Here is a 17,692-nt window from a genome sequence, read left to right as displayed (position 1 = left end):
GTCGCGGTGTTTTTTTGACGCCTCACGGACCTGTTCAAACACCCGGATTTATGCCCGTGGGGACCCAAGGGACCGTCAAGGGCTTGACGATCGACCAGGTTGCCGCGACCGGTGCCCACATGATTCTGGGCAACACCTACCACCTTTACCTGCGACCCGGGTGCGACATCATCGGCCGCTTTGCCGGACTGCACCGATTCATGAACTGGGATCGGCCCATTCTCACTGACAGCGGCGGCTTCCAGGTGTTTTCACTCTCCCGGCTGCGCAAGCTCACCGAGGAGGGATACGCGTTTCAGTCCCACATTGACGGCAGCCGGCATATACTTTCACCGGAGAAATCCATTGAGGTCCAGATCTGTCTCAATTCAGACATCATGATGTGTCTGGACCAGTGCCTCGCGCATCCGGCCTCCCATGAGCAGGCTGAGGCGGCCCTGGCTTTGACCACCCGCTGGGCCCAACGATGCAAAATCTTCTGGCAGGCGCGAACCGACCGGCAAAACAGCCTGTTCGGCATCGTCCAGGGCGGCATGTTTGCGGATCTGCGGGCACGGTCCGTCGAAGCGATCGCGACGATCGGGTTTCCCGGATACGCCATCGGCGGCCTGAGCGTGGGTGAGCCCAAGGACTTGATGATGGACATGGCAGCCCGCACCCTGCCATTGCTGCCCGATGATCGGCCCCGCTATATCATGGGGGTGGGCACGCCCGAGGATCTAGTGGAACTGGTGGGCCTGGGGGCCGACATGTTCGACTGTGTCATGCCCACGCGCAATGCCCGCAACGGTCAGCTTTTCACCGAGCGGGGTACCCTCAACATCTGCAATGCGCGCTTTCGTGAAGACGAGGGGCCTGTGGATCCGGGGTGCGACTGCTATACCTGCCGGCACTACAGCCTGGCCTACCTTCGCCACCTTTATACGGCGCGTGAAATCCTGGCCTATCGGCTCAACACCATCCACAACCTCCACTATTACCTGAATCTCGCCAAGGCCATGCGTGCAGCGATTCTGGCCGGCACGTTTGACCAGTTTAAAAATGCGTTCTATAGTAAGCGATGACGGGTTCGTAACCAGTCCGATATCGGCGTTACGCTTCATCCCTCGTCACTGCGGCGTACCGAAAGTACGCCTCGTTTCTCGGGAATAGCCAGCCTTGATCTCGAACTGGTTGCGAAACCGGCTGAAACGTGGTTTTTTTACGAATTCATCAATCGTTTGAAATAATATTTTTTTCCAAACGGGCGTTTATCAATTTCGGGAAAGGGGACATGCAATGAAAGAAAAAGTAGAAGCGGCCATCGATAAGATTCGGCCCATGCTCCAGGCGGACGGCGGTGATGTGGAACTGGTCAGCGTGGAGAACGGCATCGTCAAGGTCAGGCTCAAGGGGGCTTGCGCCGGCTGCCCCATGTCTCAAATGACGCTGAAAAACGGCATCGAGCGGGTGCTCAAGCAGCAGATTCCCGAAATCAAGTCGGTGGAGTCGGCCTGATTGGTCCCAAAAAGGAGTGGCGATGAAAGAATCATTAACGCCTGGACTCGAGCATGAATTCCGTTATCGCGTCAGCGATGCCCAAACAGTCCCGGCGCTCTATCCGGAGGCAAGTGAATTTCAGGTCATGCCGACCGTTTTTGCCACCGGTTTCATGGTTGGGCTGTTTGAATGGGCCTGCATTCAACTGACAAACCCGCATCTGGACTGGCCCAACGAGCAGACGGTGGGGACCCACATCGATGTCAGTCACACGGCGGCGACACCTCCCGGATTTGAAGTCACCGTCAACGTGAAGCTGGTTGAAGTGGACCGGCGTCGCCTAGTATTTGAAGTCCAGGCGCATGATGGTGCCGATCGGATTGCCCGCGGCCGGCACGAACGCTTTGTCATCGACAAGGCGAAGTTTGATGCCAAGTTGAAGCAGAAAATAGGAAGTGCAGGCAGATGACCGTAGACCTGTACGTTGTTGACGGCGTCGCTGCGGTGCTCAGCTTCAATTCAACGGCGTTGAGGCCGGAGATTCTCTCTTCGCTGCACCCGCTGCGGGTGCAGGATCTCAACTATCCGGCCACGAAGATCCGCTCACGGCGGACCGTCGGTCAACCTATCACCCCTGGTACATTCCCTCGGCAACGTCGGCAATCTCGCATTTCAGACCGCTGCCAATCAGCAGTTGCATGACTTCGCGTACCTGTGAGGCACATTCGATGTTTACCTCGATGCTTCCGTTGGCCCGCTTCAGTATAAATGCATACTGATCCAAGACCCGGATTGCATGGTCACAGTCGTTCACACGGAATCCGAGAACGGAGAAGTCTTCCATGTAGAAAGGGGGCAGTGGACGGTGGCCTGATGGGGCAACCGGCCGGTCAACGTTCTGGACAATCGGATAATATGCCATGACAATGCTCCTGGCCACAGGGAAAGGTGAGATAAGGATGTCCGTTGCAGCCTGAACCTAAGCAGTTATTCTCCGGTTGCAAACGGCATCGGTTCCCTGGCGGTCGTCACGATGCAGAGAAAACCGGTCGCTTTGAGGAAGCGATCACCCGTGAAACGGGAGTTGTTTTCTAGGATAAGCCTATGCTTCAGGAAATTTCAACATACGGTATCCGGTATGTGCTGACGGTGCCTGCCGGCCATCGTAAGTCAACTGATTTCAACGATGCCTCCGCCCGGCAGGCGCTGCGGTTTCATCGCACCATCCCCGGTTATCAGCCGACCCGTCTCGTCCGCCTACCTAATCTCGCCCGTCGGTGGGGCGTCGGTGAGATTCTGGTCAAGGACGAGTCGACGCGTTTCAGGCTCAACGCTTTCAAGGTCTTAGGGGGCAGCCATGCAGTTGCACGGCTGCTGTGCAACCGGCTGGGGATCCCACTGTCGTCGGTAGATTTCAATCTCCTGATGGGTGATGACATTCGCCATCGCATCGGGCAGATGACCCTGGTCGCGGCCACCGACGGTAACCACGGACGCGGTGTAGCCTGGGCTGCCGAGCAGCTGGGGTTGAAGGCCGTCGTTTTTATGCCCAAAGGGTCGGCGAAATCCCGTGTAGACAACATTCGCGCACACGGCGCCACGGTCCAGGTGACCGACCTGAATTACGACGACACCGTGCGTCTGGCGGGTCGCATGGCCAAGGAGAACGGGTGGCAGATCATTCAGGACACCGCCTCACAAGGCGATACCGACATTCCCCGCTGGATCATGCAGGGCTACACCACCATGAGCATGGAGGCCGTCGGTCAGATGGGCGGAAAACGGTTGCCTCCCACGCATGTTTTCCTTCAGGCCGGGGTGGGCTCCTTTGCCGCTGCCATGGTCGCGCATCTGGCCGCTGTATTTAGAGGCGAATCACCCCGGTTCATTGTTGTGGAACCGAGCCACGCGGCCTGCTTGCTCGCCTCCGCCGCTGCCGGTGACGGCCGGCCCCATGCCGTCACCGGTGATTTGGACACGATCATGGCCGGCCTTGCCTGCGGCGAGCCCAGCCCCATAGCCTGGGAGATTCTGTGCGAAAACACCAGCGCCTATATCAGCTGCGATGATTATGTGGCCGCCAACGGCATGCGCATCCTGGCCAATCCGCTGGCTGGGGATGACCGCATCGAAGCCGGTGAGTCCGGAGCCGTAGGTATCGGTTTGCTGGACCTGCTCGCCAACCTGCCTGATTGTATTCCGCTGAAAGCTGGGCTGGATATCGGGCCGCATTCCAGGATCCTGTTTTTCAACACCGAGGGGGGCACCGATCCGGAGGGCTATCGCCAGATTCTCTGGTACGGGAAATACCCCTTTAACGCTCGCACGTCTGAAGCGTAACCCCAGCTGCATCTACCGGTGTGGGACGTTCAATGGGATCCGACCCGATTCGAGCTGCCGGCAGATAGCTTTCGAGGTGGCGCAGTTGACGCCTATCCGCTCAAGCCCCTGTATGTCTGACTGAGCCATACCGGAGATAGCGTCCACCGCCGCCGTGATGCGGAAATCCCGTTCGCTGGCTTGGTAGATAGAGGTTCTTGGACAGTTGGGATAGTTGCACCCGCAGAATACCAGCGTGGATACCCCGTCGCTTTTCAGATTCGCCTCAAGGGGGGTGCGGTAAAATGCTCCCCAGCGGGGTTTGAAGATGATGGCTTCTGCAGGGCCGATCGGTTGAATCGAACCGGACATCAGCAGGTCGTCATCGATGTTGACATCCTGGGTAGGGAGCAGCGCATCGGCCGGCCGACGCCCGGGCGACCCTTTCAACAGAATTCGCTTTCCTGAAAGCAAAGACCCGATTCGACACCGGTCGGCGTCGCGTGCATCCGGCGTGTAGATGCGAATGACGTGGACGATGGGCCGGTCGGCCGCACGGAAGGCACGGCACAGCTGACGGATGCGCGGCAGCATGGTCGAGGTACCGGGAACCTCGAAGGTCCCGCCGTCCAAGGTGTCGTTTTGGACGTCGATGGTGATCAGGGCGGATCGGTCGTATTCGGGGGTGGTAAACGGGTCGGGTGGTGTCATGGCGTGTGTCCTACGAGCTTATGGTTGCCGCATCGCTGTTAGATTACCGAGAGAAGATCGACGGCTGCCGTCCGTCAACCGATGGTGCAGCAGTTCCGGCCGTTCTCCTTGCTGCGGTAGAGCAGGCTGTCGGCGCGTTTGATGATACTGTCGGCGGTGTCGCGCGGGTTGGCCAGGGTGCCGCCGATGGAGACCGTCACCTTCAGGGTCAGGCCGTTTTCCCGGATATTTGATTTCTCCACCAGGGAGCGAACCCGCTCGGCAGCTGAACGCAGGCCTTCTTCATTGACGCGCTTGAGGATGCCGACAAACTCTTCTCCGCCCCAGCGCCCCATCAGGTCCGATGGGCGGGCGGTGTTCATGAACGTGCGGGCCACGGCTTTGAGTACACGATCGCCCACGTCATGGCCATAGTCATCGTTGACCCGTTTGAAAAAATCGACATCCATGAAGACAATGCCAAACCCCGCTCCGTAGCGATTTTTCTCGGCAATCCGGTTGTGAAGCTCCATTTCAAGGTACCGGCGGTTGGCCATCTGGGTCGTACTGTCCAAAAAGGACAGTTTTTCCAGTTCGTTGACTTTGGTTGTGATCGCATTGCTGGCGCTCAGGTCGGTGAACAACTCGGCGCCGCCGATAATGTTGCCCTCAGTGTCATGCAACGGGGCCGCGCGGACCCAGACGGGCACGCGATGGCCGTCTTTGTGCTGAAGGTACACTTCAGCATCCCGGAAGGCGCCGTCCTGGATGGTCGCCTGCAAGGGGCATCTGCCATGGCACAGGCTTTGCCCATCCTCGTCCACATGAACCAGAATGTTGTCCCGGCACCGACGACCGACGACCTCTTCGGAACGATATCCCGTGATCGTTTCGGCCACCTGGTTCCAGTAGATGATGGACCGGTCCTTATCCACCAGATAGAGCCCGTCAAAAATATTTTCGATAAGTGCCTTGTAGTCGATATCCATAACGTCTCTTCCATCCCGAATTGATATGGTTTCCGTTCAATTATCCAACCATCACCGATTACTTCAGGTCGAACTGTCGCCATACGGCGTCTTCGGCTTTCAAGGTAATCAGCCGCTGAGACGTTTGCAGGGTAATTTTGGTGTAGGTGGCTTTCGCTGAAACAACCGTCTCCTTGAGCTTAAAACGGATTTCTGCAGCGCCTCGGCGAAAGGTGGAAAAGCCGAATGCCCGGGCCGGGGTGACCACGGCGGCCACCCGCCCTTCCGCAGATTTGGCGACGACCGGCTCGCCAATGGGCATGCGGGTCTGGAAGAAGCCGCCGGTATGGGTGCCGAAGGCGACGATGCGTTCACCGGTCAGCATGAGCAGCAGGTGGGCAGCGATCAGCATATCGGGAGGCTCTTTTTTTTCATTGGCTTTTAATGCGATAACGTTCCATTGTCCGGATCGGGTCGAAACGGCCAACAGCCGCTCATTGGTCAAAAAGGCACCGATTTCCCCTTTGGCCCCTTGCCAGAGAATCGTTTCACTTGAAGTTTTAGCCTCGGAAAAATTGCGTTTTCCATCCACCACGGCGATGAAGGCACTGTCCGTGGAAAAAATATCCACCAGATCCTCGACCTCTTCGTACGCCAATGCCCATTGAGTCATCATGAACAGGACGACGACGACAACCCACCGCAAGCATCTTTTCCGTCCAACGCGCATGGCAACGATTCCAGTCAATCTGCAATATATCGGGGATATGTGGATTTGGCCGCTTCCGCCCAGCCAATATCGATATCCATGGTTAAGAAGGGCTCGTCGGCTGATGTGGTGCCCAGCACGGCTCCCGCTTCAGGTTCGATAATCCAGCCGGTGCCGCCGAAGTCCGACCCGGGAATGTTGGGGCCGGCAAGGTTGGACGACAGGCAGAATGCACCCGAAACCACTGCGGCGGTCCGGCCGCCGGCGATCCACTTGTCGGTGGACGAGGCAGGGGTGACCCGCGGGCAGACGATGATGTGGGCCCCGTGTCGGCCATAGTCGCGGGCATGCCGGTTAAACCATATTTCGGTGCAGATGAGGAATCCATAGACCACTCCACCGCAGGCAATGGTTTCGAATCCACCTTCTCCCCGGCGGTACCACGAGGCCTCCCAATAACCGGCTTCGTCAGGCAGATAATACTTGGTGTGGGTGGGAACGGTCGCCCCGTCCGGCGTCCAGGCAAATCCTTCGTTGCGCGGCACCCCGCTGCAGACCATCGGCCGGGTGCCCATGACCCGGCCGGCGCCCAGTTCGCGCAGACGCAGCAGCCAGCGCTGATGAGTCTCCACCGCTTGATGCCAGCGTCCGGGATCCACCTGTTTCGAGGCTGCCAACCAGGGGTGAAAAGGCATTTCAGGCAGCAGTACCAGATCGCTTCTGGCCGATCGGGTGTGGCGAGCAAGCCGGTTCCATTGTCTGGTCAGCGCAGACGGGTCATTGGGCAGCTCGCAGACGGTGACCTTCATCGGGGCTTTCCTTCCTGTGGTGGTCCAACGGAATGGCTGTTATCAGCATGGTCATACTTAATCTACACCATCATCGCACCGGGTCAAGAAACCGGGTGTCCTTTTGCACCTCGCCGGATGACGATCAGGAGCCAATCAAGCCGTCATCGCTGCTGTTTTTTAATCAGGAGACAGTCGTTTTCTGGTTGGGTAGGTCGGCATGAAAAAGGTCGTGCGCCAGAATACGGCAGAGACGAGAAAGCGGGGGTGACCCTTCACGACGTCGGGCAGCAGGTGATACCAGCGGTAGCCGGCGCTGCTGAAGCAGGCCCTGCAGTGCGACGCATAACCGAGCTGCCTGGCGGCCGCAAAGCCGGCATCGCGCTGGCATCGCGAGCCGGCGACCGACTTGAAAATTCTCCGGTCTGGCCCAAAGCGTGCCAGTTGGTCCTGGACTCGCTTGTATTCCTGGAATCGGGACCGGGCATCCAGCTGGGTGAAAAGGGGAAGCAGGCTCAGCGATCCAAGGGCTGGATATGCCAGTGGATGTTCCCCGATACAGGCGGCGATGGTGGTGATCGTAAACACTTCGGTGACGGTGACGGCGTGCAGCAGTTTTCCCGCTGACAGGTAATCGGCGCTGTGGCCGAGCCAGGAGCGGGCCTTGTTGAAAACGGTTTCGGCAGACAGGACGGGCATGGCTCCAATCGGTGCATCGGTGGCCTTTGTCGAAGGCTGGTATGAGGGCTATCCCAGCAGAAGTTGCTGCAATCGATCCATCCCTATCAGATATGATCCCTTTTATCCATAGTGGGCAGGGACTGTGCACTGAAGATCCTTGAATTGGCCTGGCTGTCAGGGTATCGTTAATCCTTGTGACGCAGTCATCAAAATATAGGCAAAAAGGACCCGATGCCCCCCGACCGCCTTTCCCCCAATCGCCGCCTGCTCCTGATTCTGGCCACCCTGCTGGCCCTGTTTCTGGCCGCCCTGGACACGCTGATCATGAGCGCGGTCATGCCCACCATCGTGGCCGATCTGGGAGGACTTCACCTTTACAGCTGGGTTTTTTCGACCTATCTGCTCAGCCGGGCCGTCGCCCTGCCGGTCTTCGGCAAACTGGCGGACCTGTTTCCCAACCGCACCCTATACCTGGTTTCCATTCTGATCTTTTTGGTTGGATCCGTGCTGGCCGGCACGGCCCGGAGCATGATGGCGCTGACGGTGTTCCGGGCCATCCAGGGCATCGGCGCCGGCGGCAACTTCGCCCTGGTATACATCGTCCTGGCCGATATTTCCGAGCCGGAAAACCGCGGCCGAATGATGTCCTATGCCAGTTTCGTCTGGGGATTGGCCAGTGTGCTGGGACCGTCCCTGGGCGGCTTTATCGTCAGCTGGGTCTCCTGGCGCTGGATTTTCTACATCAACGTGCCCATCGGTCTGCTCTCACTGGTGGGCATCTGGTTCTTCCTCAAGGAAACCCGCGACAAACACGAGGTCATCGAGATCGACTATGCCGGCATCGTCACCCTGGTCGTGGCCATTCTCTCTCTTCTTACCGCATTTTTGCTGGGCGGCCGGAACCACGGGTGGACATCGCTGCCGATCCTGGGGCTGTTCGCCTTGTTTTTCGTATCTTCCATATGTTTTTACATGGCCGAAAAACGCAGCAACGAACCCATCCTCTGCTTCGATTTCTTTCGGCTGAGGGGGTTTTTCACCGGCAACGGCCTGGTGTTTTTCAGCAGCGTGTCGATTTTCTCGCTCTCTGCCTTCAGCCCCTTGTTCATCCAGGGAGCCCTGGGCCAGTCGCCATTCCAATTGGGCATGGTCATGATGTTTCTCAGTTTCGGCTGGTCGGCCGGTGCCCTGTATTGCGGGCGGCGATCCAACCGCTGGGGCGAAAAGCCCTTTTCTCTGGCAGGCGGACTCATCCTGATCGCCGGTTGTGCGATGGCCGTTCGTTTTTCGTCGGCCACCAGCCTGTGGGCCTGCGCCGCGGCCATGGGCCTGGCCGGTGTGGGCATGGGGTTCACCTCCATTGCCACCCTGCTGATCGTGCAGAACAGCGTCGAAAAGACAGACCTGGGCGTGGCCACCTCATCCCACCAGTTCACCCGCACCCTCGGGGGGACGGTGGGCATCGGCATCTGCGGTAGTCTGGTCACCGCCCGATTCGCCCAGGTGGCAGCCACGCTGAATCAGTCGGCGCTGCAAGGTAGAATAAGTTCTGCAGTGATGGACCAGATCCGGCAAAACTTCGAGAATTTCTTTCGTCCGGATGTCCAGCAACAATTGCTGCCGGACGTCCAGGCGGCGTTGCACCAGGCCATTGGCAGCTGCGTCATCGATGTCTTCTGGCTGGCATTGATCGCTGCCGTAATTTGTCTGATTTTTGGCCTGTTCCTGCCGCCAAAAATTGCTGGCGAGAATCAATAGCCAGGCTGCGAAGAAACTTTCAATTGCGATGAAACGGTTTCTTTACCAAAGGCGCATTCTTCGCATAGAATACGATTCACAGACGGTAAAACGAATCTCCCCCTCAACCCGTTGACCGATCAATCATCGTGTTATGGTTGCGTTGGATGATAGTCCGACACCGGCATCCCATCCTGCGATATCGGGATTACACCTGCCCGCGCGCGGGCAGCCCGTTGGCGGTGCGGGCACCGTCTGTTCCGGACAGCTACGTGGTGCGATACCTACTGGGACGCGGCAACAAGCTGCTCGATAAAACGACCATAGAGATAATCCCATAGCGGTGATGACGATAGGCGACAATCGTCGAACGGCGCGAATCATCCATCGATGGCCAATTCGAGACATGACGCCTTTCCGGGAAAAAGCTTGACAGGCGAAAGGGGAGCTTGTATTTTTCTCTATCTTTTGTGCTTGAAAGGAATCGACCCGATGCTCCGCTATTACACCGGCAGATTTTTTTGCTTTTATTTTTTTAGCAAGGGTCTGGCCGCTGCGCGCTGAATGTCCTGAGAACACAAACAGACAAACCAAGCCGTGGACAGACCAACAACCCACGGCTTTTTAAATTTCAAGGGCCGTGGAGAAAATTTCCCCGGCCTTTTGTCATTTAACGATAGGCGTTTCGTCGACCCGAAAACAACGCGACCGCTACCATGTCAGACGGCGAGAAGACACCAGATTGCACAATGGATAGCGATATCTGCGATATCCGTAACCAGATCGATGGTATTGACGACAGCATCCTGGAATTGATCAACCGGCGACTCAACCTGGCCAAACGCATCGGGGAGCTGAAAAAAGACAGTGGTAACCGGGTGGTGGACAGCACCCGGGAAAGCGAGATTCTCAGGCGTCTGACTGCCTTGAACAAGGGGCCGCTGAACCCCAACGTCCTGCATCACATTTTCATCGACATCATTGCTGCTGCGCGCGCCATTCAGGCCTCCCAACGCGTGGCCTACCTGGGTCCCGAGGCCACCTTCACCCATTTGGCGGCCACGAGCCACTTCGGCTACTCGGTCACCTACGTTCCCCAGCCCAGCATCCGGGATATTTTCAGCGAGGTGGAAAAAGGCGCCTGTGACTACGGGGTGGTGCCGGTGGAAAACTCCGTCGAGGGGTCGGTGCGCCACACCCTGGATCTTTTTTTCGAATCAGAGCTGTGTATCTGCGCCGAGCGTTACCAGCAAGTCTCCTATGATCTGCTGGCCCAGGAGATCAGCCTGGGTGCCATCAAGGCCGTATTCGCGCACTCCCAGGCGCTGAACCAGTGCCGCACCTGGCTCAACCAGTACCTTCCCGGAGCGGAATTGAAAGAGTGCAGTTCCAGCGCCTTCGCGGTGGGGCGGGCCGCGTCGGAAAAGGGGGTGGCGGCCATCGCCGGCGGCGGTGCGGCGGCGATCTTCGGGTTGGAAGCGGCGGCTTCCAAGATTGAGGATTTTTCTCGCCCGCCCACGCGGTTCCTCGTGATCGGCAAGGAGAAGGTGCGGCCGTCGGGCAAGGACAAGACCTCTTTGATGTTCGCCCTGGCCCATGTTCCCGGTGCCTTGGCCGGCGCCCTGGCGCCGATTACCGAAGCCGGCATCAATCTGGTCAAAATCGAGTCACGTCCCACGCGGCACGAGAGTTGGAGTCATTTCTTCTTTGTCGACCTGGAAGGGCACCTCGAAGACGGCAGGATACAGAAGGCCATCGAGCTGATTCAGCCGCTGGCCCTTTATCTGAAAAACCTGGGATCCTATCCCATGGTCGGTGTCGGGGTATAGGCCATGGTCTTCAAAACCGACATGCCGCGCATCGATTCGAACACCCGTCTTTACGCGGTCTTGGGGAGCCCGGTGGGCCACAGCCTCAGCCCGGTCATGCACAATGTGGCCTTCCGTCAGACCGGCCACAACGGGGTCTACGTGGCCTTGCACGTCACGGACCTGCCCGGAGCGGTTGCTGGGATCCGTGCTCTGGGTATCCACGGTTGCAGCGTGACCATTCCCCATAAGGTCGCGGTCATGGGCCTGCTTGACCATGTGGACCCCATGGCCCGGAGAATCGGTGCCGTCAACACCATCGTCAACGAAGCGGGTCGGCTTTGCGGTTTCAATTCGGACGGTCCCGGGGCCATGGCCGCCCTGTTGGAAAAAACCCCGGTTGTCCGCAGGCGGGTGGCCGTGATCGGCGCCGGGGGTGCAGCCAGATCCTTGGCCCATGGGATTGCCGACCATGGCGGGCAGCTGACCATCGTCAACCGCAGTCAGGGAAGAGGGCGTCGTTTGGCCGATGAACTGAAATGCGATTTCTGTCTGCTGGAGGATTTTTCGGGTGTCGGCTACGACATCCTGATCAACACCACCTCGGTGGGCATGGTCCCCGACACGGATCAGATGCCGGTTACCCATGCCTGTCTGCGGCCCGGCATGACGGTGATGGACATTGTCTACAATCCGTTGGAGACCCGGCTGCTCAGCGCCGCGAGGCGAGCCGGCTGCACAGTAGTGGACGGCGTAGCCATGTTTGTCCACCAGGGCGCGTTCCAGTTCGAGCGCTGGACCGGTAAACAGCCACCGGTTCAACTGATGAGGAGAACGGTCCTCGAGGTTTTGGCAAACCAACGCCGGTGAGAAGGAAAACGAGCGTCATGATTGAAATCAAACCCCATCGCATCGGTTGTTGCCGGATCAGTGTACCGGGGTCAAAAAGTTACACCCACCGGACACTCATCGCCGCGGCCCTTTCAGATGGTTCCTGCACGGTTCGAAACGCGCTGCGCAGTCAGGACACCGGGCTGACTCTGGATGCGTTGGAGAAGATGGGAGCCGTGGTCCAAGACCATGGGCAGGCTATCGTGATCCAAGGATGTCGCGGTCGGCTCAAGCCCTGCCGAGAGGTCATCTATCTGGCCAATTCCGGCACATCCATGCGGCTGCTGGCCGGTGTGGCGGCCCTGGGAGAGGGGGCCTACACCCTGACGGGTACCCCGCGTATGTACCATCGACCGATTGCCCATCTATTGGCGGCGTTGAACCAACTGGGCATTGGCGCCCGGTCGCTGAACGGCAACGGCTGTCCACCGGTAGAGATACCAGGCGGTCAGGTTGCGGGCGGTTCGGTGGTCGTCGACTGCAGCGTAAGCAGCCAGTTTCTTTCATCCCTGCTGCTCATGGCGCCGTGCACCTCAAAGGGCATGTCCGTTATGGTCTCCCGCGGACCGGTATCCCGACCTTACGTGGACATGACCGTGGAGATTCTACAAGGCTTCGGCATCCGGGTCGAGCGCGACGGGTACACTCGTTTTGATGTGAATGGCAACCAGGCCTATCGCGCCGGCGACTATACGGTGGAGCCGGATGCTTCCCAGGCAGGATACTTCTGGGGGGCGGCCGCCATCACCGGCGGCAGCGTCACGGTCAACGGGGTGTCGGTCGATTCCACCCAGGGGGATGTGGGATTGGCCGGGGTGTTTGAGCAGATGGGTTGCCGGGTGGACCGTGAACCAGCCGGCATTACGGTGACCGGTGGCGACCTTCAGGCCGTTACGGTGGATATGGCCGACATGCCCGACATGGTGCCCACTTTGGCGGTGGTAGCTGCATTTGCCGACGGTACGACGGTCATCGAAAATGTCTCCCATCTCAAAGCCAAAGAGAGCGACCGCCTCTCATCCACCTGCACCGAACTGAAAAAGATGGGTATTGCCGCCGTTGCTGAAAATGACCGACTCTTGGTGACGGGGGGTGCACCCCACGGCGCATCGATCGAAACCTACGATGACCACCGCATCGCCATGAGTTTCGCCATGGCCGGGCTTGTGGCCCCGGGGGTGCGCATTTTAGAACCGCGCTGCGTGGAAAAATCTTTCCCCCGGTTTTGGGAGGTATGGGAGACGCTTTACGCATGCTGACGGATGCCATGAACCTGTTTCTCATCGGATATCGCTGCACGGGCAAGACCAGCGTGGGACAAGTCCTGGCTCAGCAGCTCGGCTGGCATTTCGTGGACACCGACCGGATGGTTGTCGCTGCAGCCGGTGTCAGTATCGACCGGATGGTGACCAACCACGGCTGGTTGTTCTTCAGGAAACAGGAGCGACAGGCGCTGGTTTCCGTGTCTGCCGGCGACCGCCAGGTGGTGGCCACCGGGGGGGGCATGATTCTCGATGAACGCAATGTCAGCACCATGAAGCGATCCGGCAGGATCGTCTGGCTAACCGCCAGCGAGACGACAATTTTGACCCGTATGCGTGGTGATTCGGCCACATCCGAAAGCCGGCCGTCGCTGACCCGTCAGGGCTTGACTGCCGAGATCGCCACGGTGCTGGCGGAAAGAAGACCGCTCTATGAAAAAGCTGCAGACCATGTTGTCGCTACGGACCGGAGAACGGTTACCGTGATTTGTGAACGGATTTTAGCGGCACTGGAAATGCGGAATTTGGCCGCTTGTCAACCGCCAACGGCCTGATGACCGAGGATGGCGGCGCTGGTTTTCGGCCGGGAATGAAGTCAACCGCTTAAACAGGAACAGGCACCATGTCCAGTACTTTTGGAACGCTGTTAAAAGTCTCCACCTTCGGCGAATCCCACTGCAAGGGGGTCGGCGCGGTTCTGGATGGATGTCCGCCAGGCATGCAGCTTTGCGAGGCAGACATCCAGCCGCAGTTGGACCGGCGTCGGCCGGGCCAGAGCAAGCTGACCACCGATCGTCAGGAGGCCGATCAGGTGACCATCTTTTCCGGTGTGGAAAATGGCGTCACCTTGGGGACACCCATCGGCCTATTCGTGCCCAACAAGGATCAGCGGCCCGGGGATTACCGCCAGATGAGCCAGATTCCCCGGCCTTCCCACGCGGACTTCACCTACCAGATGAAATACGGCGTCCGCGCCTCGTCAGGGGGCGGACGGTCCAGTGCCCGGGAGACCATCGGCCGTGTGGCCGCCGGCGCAGTGGCCGAAAAGATGCTCAAGGAAGCCTATGGGGTGCAGATTGTCGCCTGGGTCAGTGCGGTCAGCGACATCTCAGCAAGGGGTGTGGATGTGCAGACTATCACCCGGCAGGCCGTTGACGGCAACCTGGTCCGCTGTCCCGACGGCGGGGCCGCCGCTCGGATGGAGGCCCTGGTAGCCCGGGTCAAGGAGGACAAGGACAGCGTCGGTGGTATCGTCACCTGCGTCTGTCGTCATGTGCCGGCCGGCTGGGGCGAACCGGTATTCGACAAGATGGAGGCCAAATTGGCCCAGGCCATGCTCTCCATTCCCGCCACCAAAGGGTTTGAGATCGGCTCGGGCTTTGCCGGCACCCGGTTAAAAGGATCAGTCCACAACGACCCCTTCATGGCCGCCGACGGACGCCTGGGGACGACCACCAACAACAGCGGGGGGACTCAGGGTGGCATTGCCAACGGGGAACCGATTCTCTTCAGGGTGGCTTTCAAGCCGCCTGCTACCATCGGTCTTGCCCAGCAGACGGTGGATTTCGACGGCAACCCGGTGATCTTGGAGGCCAAGGGCCGCCACGACCCCTGCGTGGTCCCAAGGGCCGTGCCCATCGTAGAGGCCATGGCGGCGCTGGTGCTGGGGGATTTTGCCCTGCGGCAAAAAGCGCGTCCACAAACGGCATCTTTCGGCCCAGGCCGGCGTTCTCGCTCTGCCTAAATCCTCGACGTAGCGCTGCTACGCCTGCGGTTTGGCCCTCGCTGCGGCCTTGGCCTGAACCAAATGCTACCATTTGTGAACAGGCTTGTACTTCATGGAGAAAAAAGAGTGAGATTATCTAAACGAATCGAAGTGATCGAAGGCTCAAAAACTGCCCGCTTCATCCCGCTGGTGGAGAAGCTGCGGCAGGAGGGCAGATCGGTGATCAGCCTGGCCATCGGCGAACCGCCGGTCGATACGCCGGAACCAGTGATCGCTGCCACCATCGACGCCTTGAACGGTCAGAAGACCCGCTACAGCGACATGGCCGGCCTTCCTCAGCTGCGCGCCGCTCTGGCCAGGGAATTTCCCGGTTGCGGGCCGGAGAATATCGGGATTTTCAACGGATCCAAGCAGGCTCTATATGCCGCCTTCCAGGCGATCTGTGACCCGGGGGATGAAGTCATCGTGCCCGTGCCATGCTGGGTGAGCTTCTCCGAGCAGATCAAGCTGGCCGGCGGCCGGCCGGTGTTCGTGCCCACCGCAGATCACCAGCTGGACCTGGATGCCATCCAGCGGGCGATCAACACGAAAACCCGGGCGATCCTGGTCAATTCGCCCAATAATCCCACTGGTGCGGTCTACCCCCGACAGGATCTGGAGAAGATCGCCCGGATGGCCCAAAAGCATGACCTGTTCCTGGTTGCCGACGAGGCCTACCATTTTTTTGTCTACGACGAACTTTCCTATACTTCCCTTTACGCGCTGGCGGACGTGCGCGACCGGCTGATCGTCACCCGCAGCTTTTCCAAACATTACGCCATGACCGGGTTCCGGGTGGGCTACACGGTCGCTCCGGCGGCGGTCACGGCCGCCATGGTCCGGCTTCACGGCCATGTGACCGGCAACGTGTGCACCTTTGCCCAGCACGGTGCCCTGGCCGCCCTGGACATGGACACGGATCTGCTGATCCGCCGGCGGGCGGACCTGCAGCGCAAGCGAGACCTGGCCTTCGACCAGGTATCCGCCATGTTTCCCTGCATCCGACCGCAGGGTGCTTTTTACCTCTTTCCAGACATATCCGACCACCTGCACCGGGGGGAGACATCAGGGGGGTTCGCCGCACGGATCCTGGAAAAAACCGGCGTCGCCGTTGTTCCCGGTGAGGATTTCGGCCTGGACGGCCATGTGCGCATCTGCTTCGCCGCACCGGAAGAGCAGTTGATGGAAGCCTTCAATCGCCTACGAGGGGTGTTATGATCAGTATCGGCATTATCGGTTTCGGTCGCTTCGGCAAGCTTACTGCCCGCTACCTGTCCAACGATTTTTCCGTCGCGGTATCTACGCGCAGCGACAAGCAAGAGGCCATCAAGGCCTGCGGTGCCCGGCCGGTATCCTTTGAATCGGCCTGCCGTCAACGAATCGTTATTTTGTGCATGCCCATTTCCGCCATGCGGGACACCCTGCGGCAAGCGGCACCCCTGCTCAGGGAAGACGCCCTGGTGGTGGATGTATGTTCGGTGAAGGTCTATCCGGTGCAATGGATGCGGGAACTGCTTCCTGCAAGCGTTTCCATCCTGCCCACCCATCCCATGTTCGGCCCGGACAGTGCGGCCCGTTCACTGGACGGCCGCAAAATCGTCCTATGTCCTGATCGCATCGACCGTGAACGATATGAGAAAATCAGGACCTGGCTGGAAAGCCAGGGGCTGGTGGTCATCACGGCTTCCCCCCAGGAGCATGACGAGAAGATTGCCGTAAGCCTTTCCCTGACCCATTTTATCGGCCGGTCCCTGTCGGCCTTCGGCGCCCGGGACCTGGACATCGACACCGAGGGATACAAGCGACTCATGCACATCTTGGGGGTGGTCAGCCACGATACCTGGCAGCTTTTCGAAGACATGCATACCTACAACCCATACGCCAAACAAAAACGCCAGGCGTTTATCGACGCCATGACCGACATACACGAAAGGCTCAACCAATGAAAGTTGCATTTCAGGGAATCCGTGGCGCCTACAGCGAGATGGCCCTCCACGAACATTTTGGAAAAGCGGTGGAGACCCTCGGCTGCGATGCCTTCGACGACGTGTTCGATCTGGTGGAAAGCGGGGAGGCCACCTATGGATTGATTCCCGTTGAAAACACCATCGCCGGCACCGTGGTAGAGAACTACGATCTTCTCTTTGCCAGTGATATATTCGTCGTCGCCGAGGTGTATCTGCCTATCCGCCATACCCTGCTGGCAAAAAAAGGCGCCCGGCTGGGGGAGATCAAAGAGGCGCTTTCCCACCCCCATGCACTCAAGCAGTGCAAAGCGTACCTGAAGTCGAAAAACATAAAAATGATGCCCGCCTATGACACCGCCGGTGCCGCTTATGCCGTGGCCTCAGGCGACCGCATGGACCGTGCCGCCATCGCATCGGCGCTGTGCGCCGAGATTTACGACATGGAGGTCCTGGAGCGGGATATCCAGACCAACAGCTCCAACACCACCCGGTTTTTCGTCATTTCCAAAAAGGAGAACGTGCCTGTTGACCATAAAACGGGAAAAACCACCGTGGCCTTCAAAACCCGCCACTATCCCGGCGCCCTGGTCGCCTGCTTGAAAATTTTTCAAAAATACAGTCTAAACCT

Annotated in this window: 20 protein-coding genes; 14 read left to right on the top strand and 6 right to left on the bottom strand. The window is 59.0% G+C overall.

Going from position 1 to position 17,692, the window contains the following annotated elements; translation table 11 throughout:
• From tgt to ABYV26_RS07205, 3 genes are all read left to right on the top strand, one after another.
• Window positions 1-1,064: tRNA guanosine(34) transglycosylase Tgt (gene tgt, locus ABYV26_RS07215; protein WP_372679565.1), on the top strand; the 1,064-nt coding region annotated here is incomplete at its 5' end.
• Window positions 1,065-1,278: 214 nt separating this feature from the next.
• A complete protein-coding gene (locus tag ABYV26_RS07210) occupies window positions 1,279-1,497 on the top strand; it encodes a NifU family protein (RefSeq protein ID WP_372679563.1) in 219 nt (72 codons plus the stop codon).
• 22 nt (window positions 1,498-1,519) lie between these two features.
• The gene (locus tag ABYV26_RS07205) at window positions 1,520-1,948 is read left to right on the top strand and encodes a thioesterase family protein (protein WP_372679561.1); all 429 of its coding nucleotides are present in this window, start codon (window positions 1,520-1,522) and stop codon (window positions 1,946-1,948) included.
• Window positions 1,949-2,107: 159 nt separating this feature from the next.
• Here ABYV26_RS07205 and ABYV26_RS07200 read toward each other — a convergent pair whose 3' ends face one another.
• Window positions 2,108-2,401, bottom strand: a complete 294-nt coding sequence (locus ABYV26_RS07200) for a hypothetical protein (protein ID WP_372679559.1) — start codon at window positions 2,399-2,401, stop codon at window positions 2,108-2,110.
• A gap of 182 nt (window positions 2,402-2,583) precedes the next feature.
• Between ABYV26_RS07200 and dpaL the strand changes: the two genes are divergently transcribed.
• Window positions 2,584-3,819, top strand: a complete 1,236-nt coding sequence (gene dpaL / locus ABYV26_RS07195) for a diaminopropionate ammonia-lyase (RefSeq protein WP_372679557.1) — start codon at window positions 2,584-2,586, stop codon at window positions 3,817-3,819.
• A gap of 12 nt (window positions 3,820-3,831) precedes the next feature.
• Here the strand turns inward: dpaL and ABYV26_RS07190 are convergent, their stop codons facing one another.
• The 5 genes from ABYV26_RS07190 to ABYV26_RS07170 all read right to left on the bottom strand — a co-directional run bounded on the left by ABYV26_RS07190 (window position 3,832) and on the right by ABYV26_RS07170 (window position 7,652).
• Window positions 3,832-4,509, bottom strand: a complete 678-nt coding sequence (locus tag ABYV26_RS07190; protein ID WP_372679555.1) for a cysteine hydrolase family protein — start codon at window positions 4,507-4,509, stop codon at window positions 3,832-3,834.
• A 74-nt stretch (window positions 4,510-4,583) separates the two neighbouring features.
• The gene (locus ABYV26_RS07185) at window positions 4,584-5,477 is read right to left on the bottom strand and encodes a diguanylate cyclase (protein ID WP_372679553.1); all 894 of its coding nucleotides are present in this window, start codon (window positions 5,475-5,477) and stop codon (window positions 4,584-4,586) included.
• A 58-nt stretch (window positions 5,478-5,535) separates the two neighbouring features.
• Window positions 5,536-6,162, bottom strand: a complete 627-nt coding sequence (locus ABYV26_RS07180; protein ID WP_372679551.1) for a hypothetical protein — start codon at window positions 6,160-6,162, stop codon at window positions 5,536-5,538.
• A gap of 38 nt (window positions 6,163-6,200) precedes the next feature.
• A complete protein-coding gene (locus tag ABYV26_RS07175; protein ID WP_372679549.1) occupies window positions 6,201-6,974 on the bottom strand; it encodes a carbon-nitrogen hydrolase family protein in 774 nt (257 codons plus the stop codon).
• Window positions 6,975-7,133: 159 nt separating this feature from the next.
• The gene (locus ABYV26_RS07170) at window positions 7,134-7,652 is read right to left on the bottom strand and encodes a hypothetical protein (RefSeq protein ID WP_372679547.1); all 519 of its coding nucleotides are present in this window, start codon (window positions 7,650-7,652) and stop codon (window positions 7,134-7,136) included.
• 213 nt (window positions 7,653-7,865) lie between these two features.
• Here ABYV26_RS07170 and ABYV26_RS07165 point away from each other — a divergent pair, with 213 nt between their 5' ends.
• The 10 genes from ABYV26_RS07165 to ABYV26_RS07120 all read left to right on the top strand — a co-directional run.
• Window positions 7,866-9,392 carry an MDR family MFS transporter gene (locus tag ABYV26_RS07165; RefSeq protein ID WP_372679545.1) on the top strand — a complete coding sequence of 509 codons (1,527 nt, stop codon included), beginning with the start codon at window positions 7,866-7,868 and terminating at the stop codon, window positions 9,390-9,392.
• 146 nt (window positions 9,393-9,538) lie between these two features.
• Window positions 9,539-9,712 (top strand): hypothetical protein, encoded by a 174-nt coding sequence (locus tag ABYV26_RS07160; RefSeq protein WP_372679543.1) that lies wholly within the window; start codon window positions 9,539-9,541, stop codon window positions 9,710-9,712.
• Window positions 9,713-10,120: 408 nt separating this feature from the next.
• Window positions 10,121-11,200 carry a prephenate dehydratase gene (gene pheA / locus ABYV26_RS07155; RefSeq protein ID WP_372679541.1) on the top strand — a complete coding sequence of 360 codons (1,080 nt, stop codon included), beginning with the start codon at window positions 10,121-10,123 and terminating at the stop codon, window positions 11,198-11,200.
• Window positions 11,201-11,203: 3 nt separating this feature from the next.
• Window positions 11,204-12,049: a shikimate dehydrogenase gene (locus tag ABYV26_RS07150; RefSeq protein WP_372679539.1), complete on the top strand. Its 846-nt coding sequence runs from the start codon at window positions 11,204-11,206 to the stop codon at window positions 12,047-12,049.
• Window positions 12,050-12,066: 17 nt separating this feature from the next.
• Window positions 12,067-13,329 (top strand): 3-phosphoshikimate 1-carboxyvinyltransferase, encoded by a 1,263-nt coding sequence (aroA, locus tag ABYV26_RS07145; RefSeq protein WP_372679538.1) that lies wholly within the window; start codon window positions 12,067-12,069, stop codon window positions 13,327-13,329.
• Entirely contained in the window at window positions 13,323-13,886 is a 564-nt protein-coding gene (locus ABYV26_RS07140; protein ID WP_372679536.1) for a shikimate kinase, read from the top strand. The genes aroA and ABYV26_RS07140 overlap by 7 nt, the downstream gene beginning before the upstream one ends.
• Before the next feature lie 68 nt (window positions 13,887-13,954).
• Entirely contained in the window at window positions 13,955-15,076 is a 1,122-nt protein-coding gene (aroC, locus tag ABYV26_RS07135) for a chorismate synthase (protein WP_372679534.1), read from the top strand.
• 108 nt (window positions 15,077-15,184) lie between these two features.
• Window positions 15,185-16,315, top strand: a complete 1,131-nt coding sequence (locus ABYV26_RS07130) for a pyridoxal phosphate-dependent aminotransferase (RefSeq protein ID WP_372679532.1) — start codon at window positions 15,185-15,187, stop codon at window positions 16,313-16,315.
• A complete protein-coding gene (locus ABYV26_RS07125) occupies window positions 16,312-17,043 on the top strand; it encodes a prephenate dehydrogenase/arogenate dehydrogenase family protein (RefSeq protein WP_372679530.1) in 732 nt (243 codons plus the stop codon). Before ABYV26_RS07130 ends, ABYV26_RS07125 begins: the two co-directional genes overlap by 4 nt.
• A partial coding sequence (locus ABYV26_RS07120; protein WP_372679528.1) for a prephenate dehydratase occupies window positions 17,040-17,692 on the top strand: 653 nt, incomplete at its 3' end. The genes ABYV26_RS07125 and ABYV26_RS07120, both read left to right, overlap by 4 nt.

Origin of the sequence: Desulfosarcina sp., assembly GCF_041551955.1 — a bacterium.
Taxonomy (GTDB): domain Bacteria; phylum Desulfobacterota; class Desulfobacteria; order Desulfobacterales; family Desulfosarcinaceae; genus Desulfosarcina.
Note: the sequence above shows the minus strand (reverse complement) of the source record. Positions and strands in the feature narration are given on the sequence as shown.